We start from the raw sequence: 4,218 nt of genomic DNA, 5'->3' as shown, positions 1-4,218 counted from the left end.
CGTCAACGGCGGTGAGGAAACGATAGACTTTCATGCGGTTCTCTTTCTCTCGTTGATCAGGTCGACCTTGGCGAGCAGACGGCCCGCCTGGTCGGCATGGAGCTTTTCGACCATGCGGCCCGCGATGGTGACGACCGCCTTGCCGGCATTTTCAGGTGCGGCGAAGGCCGCGACGATGGCCAGCGCCTCGGCCGCTTCGGCCTCCGTCACGCCGTAGGCCACGTTTGCGGCATCGATCTGCGCCGGGTGGATCAGCATCTTGCCGTCGAAACCCATCTGCCGGCCCTGGCGGCATTCCGCCTCAAGGCCCTCGGCATCTGCAAAATCGTTGAAGACGGCATCGACGACATCGAGCCCGAAGGCCCGCGCGGCGACGACCACCTGAAGCAGCAGCGGCGTGAGATAGGGGCGGCCGGGAATATCGGCAATGCCGGTTTCCTTGCGCAGGTCGTTGAGACCGACGACAAGGCAATCGAGCCTTCCGCCCTCCGTGCGGCCCGTCTCGGCGATGGCGGCGAGGTTGAGAAGGCCGTCGGCCGTCTCGATCATCGCCCAAAGCCGCGGTCCAAAGTCCCGGTCGTCATCGGCGCCCGCCTCGGACAACCAGTCGGCGACGGTCAGCACATCCTGCGGCTCGGAGACCTTCGGCAGCACCACGGCATCGGGCATGCAGTCCAGCACCGCTTCGAGGTCGAGCACGCCATCCGGCCCGTCGAGCGGGTTGATGCGGATGACATGTTCGCGGCCCGGGGCGCGGTCGAGCGTGGCGAAATGCGCGATCAAAGCCGCCCGCGCCTCCGCCTTCTTCTCCGGCAGGACGGAATCTTCGAGATCGAAGAGAACGACGTCGCAATCGAGTGTTACGGACTTGGCCAGCGCCTTGGCATTGATGGCGGGCACGCTCAGCACCGAACGGCGCAGGCGGAGCGGATGGTGGTGCGGGGTCCTGTTCATGCGCTCTTTGTGCCGCGCTTTGCCGCAGGCGGCAAGCGCCCAAAGATTCGGCCTTGCAATGAACAAAATCGGCCCCCACATTGCTTCTTGCAGAAAGGGCAAATCAAAATGCAGCGTATCCGCTCCATCCTCTTCACGATCTTCGCCATGCTGGTCGCCAGCGCAACCGTCGTGTTCGCAGCCTCGATCGGCCTTGCCATCGCCGGCATCGCCGCCGTGTTGATGCTCGGCTCCATGCTCGCGGGCAAGCTCCAGCCGGCTCCCGTCCGCGCCACGGCGCGTGCGCGAAACGACCGCGCGGCCCCCGGCCAGCGCGAGCCGCGCATCTGGAACGACGGTCGCGGGACGATCATCGACCTCTAATCGAGGTCTCTTCCCGGCAAGGGATATCCGGGCGCGTCTTTGCGTCCGGCATCTGCGTTTGCGGCCCCGATCAAGATTCCCCTTCAAATTCCGGGAAAACTGATCTAAACGCTTGGCAAAATCACACCACCGCATTTCGAGGGTTTTCGCATGGACAAGTTCGTCAAGCTGACCGGCGTCGCCGCGCCGCTCCCCGTCGTCAATATCGACACGGACATGATCATTCCGAAAGACTACCTCAAGACGATCAAGCGGACCGGTCTCGGCACCGGCCTTTTCGCCGAAGCGCGCTACCATGAAGATGGCAGCGTCAACGAAGACTTCGTGCTGAACAAGCCGGCCTACCAGAATGCCACGATCCTCGTCGCCGGCGACAATTTCGGCTGCGGCTCGTCGCGTGAGCATGCGCCGTGGGCGCTGCTCGACTTCGGCATCCGCTGCGTGATCTCCACCAGCTTCGCCGACATCTTCTATAACAACTGTTTCAAGAACGGCATCCTGCCGATCGTCGTCAGCCAGGACGAGCTCGACAAGCTGATGGACGACGCCAGCCGCGGCTCCAACGCCATCCTGACCGTCGACCTGGAAGCCCAGGAAATCACCGGTCCCGACGGCGGCCGCATCGGCTTCGAGATCGACGCCTTCCGCCGCCACTGCCTGCTGAACGGCCTCGACGACATCGGCCTGACGCTGGAGAAGGCGACCGCGATCGACAGCTTCGAGAAGCAGAACGCGTCCTCGCGTCCCTGGGCATAAGCAATGCGCCGGCTGATCTCGTCCGGCTCTCCTTTCGAAGCGACGGCGGGCTATTCGCGCGCCGTCGTTTCCGGCGACTGGTGCTTCGTCTCCGGCACGACCGGCTACGACTATGCCACCATGACCATGCCCGACAGCGTCGAGGACCAGACGCGCAACTGCCTCGCCACCATCGGCAAGGCATTGCAGGAAGGCGGCTTCTCCTTTGCTGATGTCGTGCGCTGCCATTACTACGTGACGGAAGCGGCCTTTGCGGACCGCGTCTTCCCGATCCTCGGCGAAACCTTTGGCGCGATCCGCCCCGCCGCCACCATGGTCGTCTGCGACCTGATCCGGCCGGAAATGCTGGTCGAAATCGAAGTCACGGCGCTGCGCCGGAGCTAGCCGAAAGGCGCAGGCCCGCGCGCAAATTTCTTTCGTCCAAGCGATTTTCCTTGAATGGAAGTTGCGCTAAGAAGCGCGCGACCATTCCGTGACCTCAAGGAAAATCCCATGACAGCGCGTAACCTCCTCCTCCTGCCCGGCGACGGCATCGGCCCGGAAGCCATGGCGGAAGTCCGCAAGATCATCGCCTATATGAACGCCGAACTCGGCGCCGGCTTTGAAACCGACGAAGGCCTCGTTGGCGGCTCGGCCTATGACGCCCATGGCGCGGCGATCTCGGAAGGCGACATGGAGAAGGCGCTTGCCGCCGATGCCGTTCTGTTCGGCGCCGTCGGCGGCCCGAAATGGGATGCCGTTCCCTACGAAGTGCGCCCGGAAGCCGGCCTGCTGCGCCTGCGCAAGGACCTGAAGCTCTTCGCGAACCTGCGCCCCGCCATCTGCTACCCGGCGCTTGCCAATGCGTCCTCGCTGAAGCCGGAACTGGTCGAAGGCCTCGACATCCTCATCGTGCGCGAACTGACGGGCGGCGTCTATTTCGGCGAGCCGAAGGAGATCATCGACCTCGGCAACGGCCAGAAGCGCGGCATCGACACGCAGGTTTACGATACCTACGAAATCGAGCGCATTGCCGGCGTGGCCTTCGAACTCGCTCGCACACGCGGCAACCGCGTCTGCTCGATGGAAAAGCGCAACGTCATGAAGTCGGGCGTGCTTTGGAACCAGGTCGTGACCGAGACGCACAAGCGCGCCTATTCCGATGTGCAGCTGGAACACATGCTCGCCGACGCCGGCGGCATGCAGCTCGTTCGTGCGCCAAAACAGTTCGACGTCATCGTAACCGATAACCTGTTCGGCGACATGCTCTCCGACGTCGCCGCCATGCTGACGGGTTCGCTCGGCATGCTGCCGTCGGCCTCGCTCGGCGCGCCGGACGCCAAGGGCCAGCGCAAGGCGCTCTACGAGCCCGTACACGGCTCAGCGCCGGACATTGCCGGCAAGGGCATCGCCAACCCGATCGCCATGATCGCTTCCTTTGCCATGTGCCTGCGCTACTCATTCAACATGGTCGCGGAAGCCGACAATCTGGAAAAGGCGATCGCCGAAGTGCTCGACAGCGGTATCCGCACCGGCGACATCATGTCGGAAGGCAGCCGCCAGGTCGGCACGATCGAAATGGGCGACGCCATCCTTGCCGTCTTCAAGAGACTGTCGGCCTGAACCGACACCGGTCACTGAAAAGGCTCCCGGTGCTCCGCTCCGGGGGCCTTTTTCGTTTGCATCCCTTGAAAAGCCGCGTTGCGCCCGCACATGAAACGACGCCATCAGCAAGGGATAGACATGAACCGATCGCTCGCGACCTCCTCGCTCTGGATCCTAGCCGCCACCGCCGTGCTCGTCCTGGCGCTCGCTCCCTTCGACCCGATGATTTCCCAGCGCGCGCAGGGCCTCCCGGGCACCATCGTCGCCTTCAACAAGCGCATTACCGATTTCGGCACCTTCGCCTGGATGATCTATGGCTCGGGCGCGCTCGTCATTCTCGCCTATATTGCGCACCGGATCAGCCGCAATGAGACGCTGACGGGCAGGACGCGGACCGCGTGGCGGCTACCGCTCTATTTCTTCGTGACGACAGGCGCGACCACGACGCTCGTGCATCTCGTCAAGCTGATCGTCGGCCGGGCGCGGCCGGAACTCTTTGCCGAATACGGTGCCTACAGCCTGACGCCTTTCGCCTATGACGACCTCTATTCCAGCTTTCCC

5 protein-coding genes and 1 pseudogene are annotated in these 4,218 nt (G+C 63.7%); 5 read left to right on the top strand and 1 reads right to left on the bottom strand.

The genetic code is table 11. From position 1 onward, the window contains the following. Positions 1-30 precede the first annotated feature (30 nt). Positions 31-954: an HpcH/HpaI aldolase/citrate lyase family protein gene (locus ACOZKU_RS15555; protein WP_421579622.1), complete on the bottom strand. Its 924-nt coding sequence runs from the start codon at positions 952-954 to the stop codon at positions 31-33. A 108-nt stretch (positions 955-1,062) separates the two neighbouring features. Here ACOZKU_RS15555 and ACOZKU_RS15550 point away from each other — a divergent pair, with 108 nt between their 5' ends. The 5 genes and pseudogenes from ACOZKU_RS15550 to ACOZKU_RS15530 form a co-directional block, all read left to right on the top strand. Next, on the top strand, positions 1,063-1,317 hold the full coding sequence (locus ACOZKU_RS15550) for a hypothetical protein (RefSeq protein WP_314089883.1): 255 nt from the start codon (positions 1,063-1,065) through the stop codon (positions 1,315-1,317). A gap of 150 nt (positions 1,318-1,467) precedes the next feature. Then, on the top strand, positions 1,468-2,073 hold the full coding sequence (gene leuD / locus ACOZKU_RS15545; protein WP_421579621.1) for a 3-isopropylmalate dehydratase small subunit: 606 nt from the start codon (positions 1,468-1,470) through the stop codon (positions 2,071-2,073). 3 nt (positions 2,074-2,076) lie between these two features. Next, positions 2,077-2,457 (top strand): RidA family protein, encoded by a 381-nt coding sequence (locus tag ACOZKU_RS15540; protein ID WP_421579620.1) that lies wholly within the window; start codon positions 2,077-2,079, stop codon positions 2,455-2,457. Positions 2,458-2,565: 108 nt separating this feature from the next. Further along, positions 2,566-3,675 carry a 3-isopropylmalate dehydrogenase gene (gene leuB, locus ACOZKU_RS15535; protein ID WP_421579619.1) on the top strand — a complete coding sequence of 370 codons (1,110 nt, stop codon included), beginning with the start codon at positions 2,566-2,568 and terminating at the stop codon, positions 3,673-3,675. A gap of 120 nt (positions 3,676-3,795) precedes the next feature. Beyond that, positions 3,796-4,218 (top strand): annotated as a pseudogene (locus tag ACOZKU_RS15530) (phosphatidic acid phosphatase); the annotation flags it as partial.

It is taken from the genome of Shinella sp. M31, from assembly GCF_049199205.1.
Taxonomy (GTDB): Bacteria; Pseudomonadota; Alphaproteobacteria; order Rhizobiales; family Rhizobiaceae; genus Shinella.
This window is presented reverse-complemented; position numbering and strand designations above follow the sequence as displayed.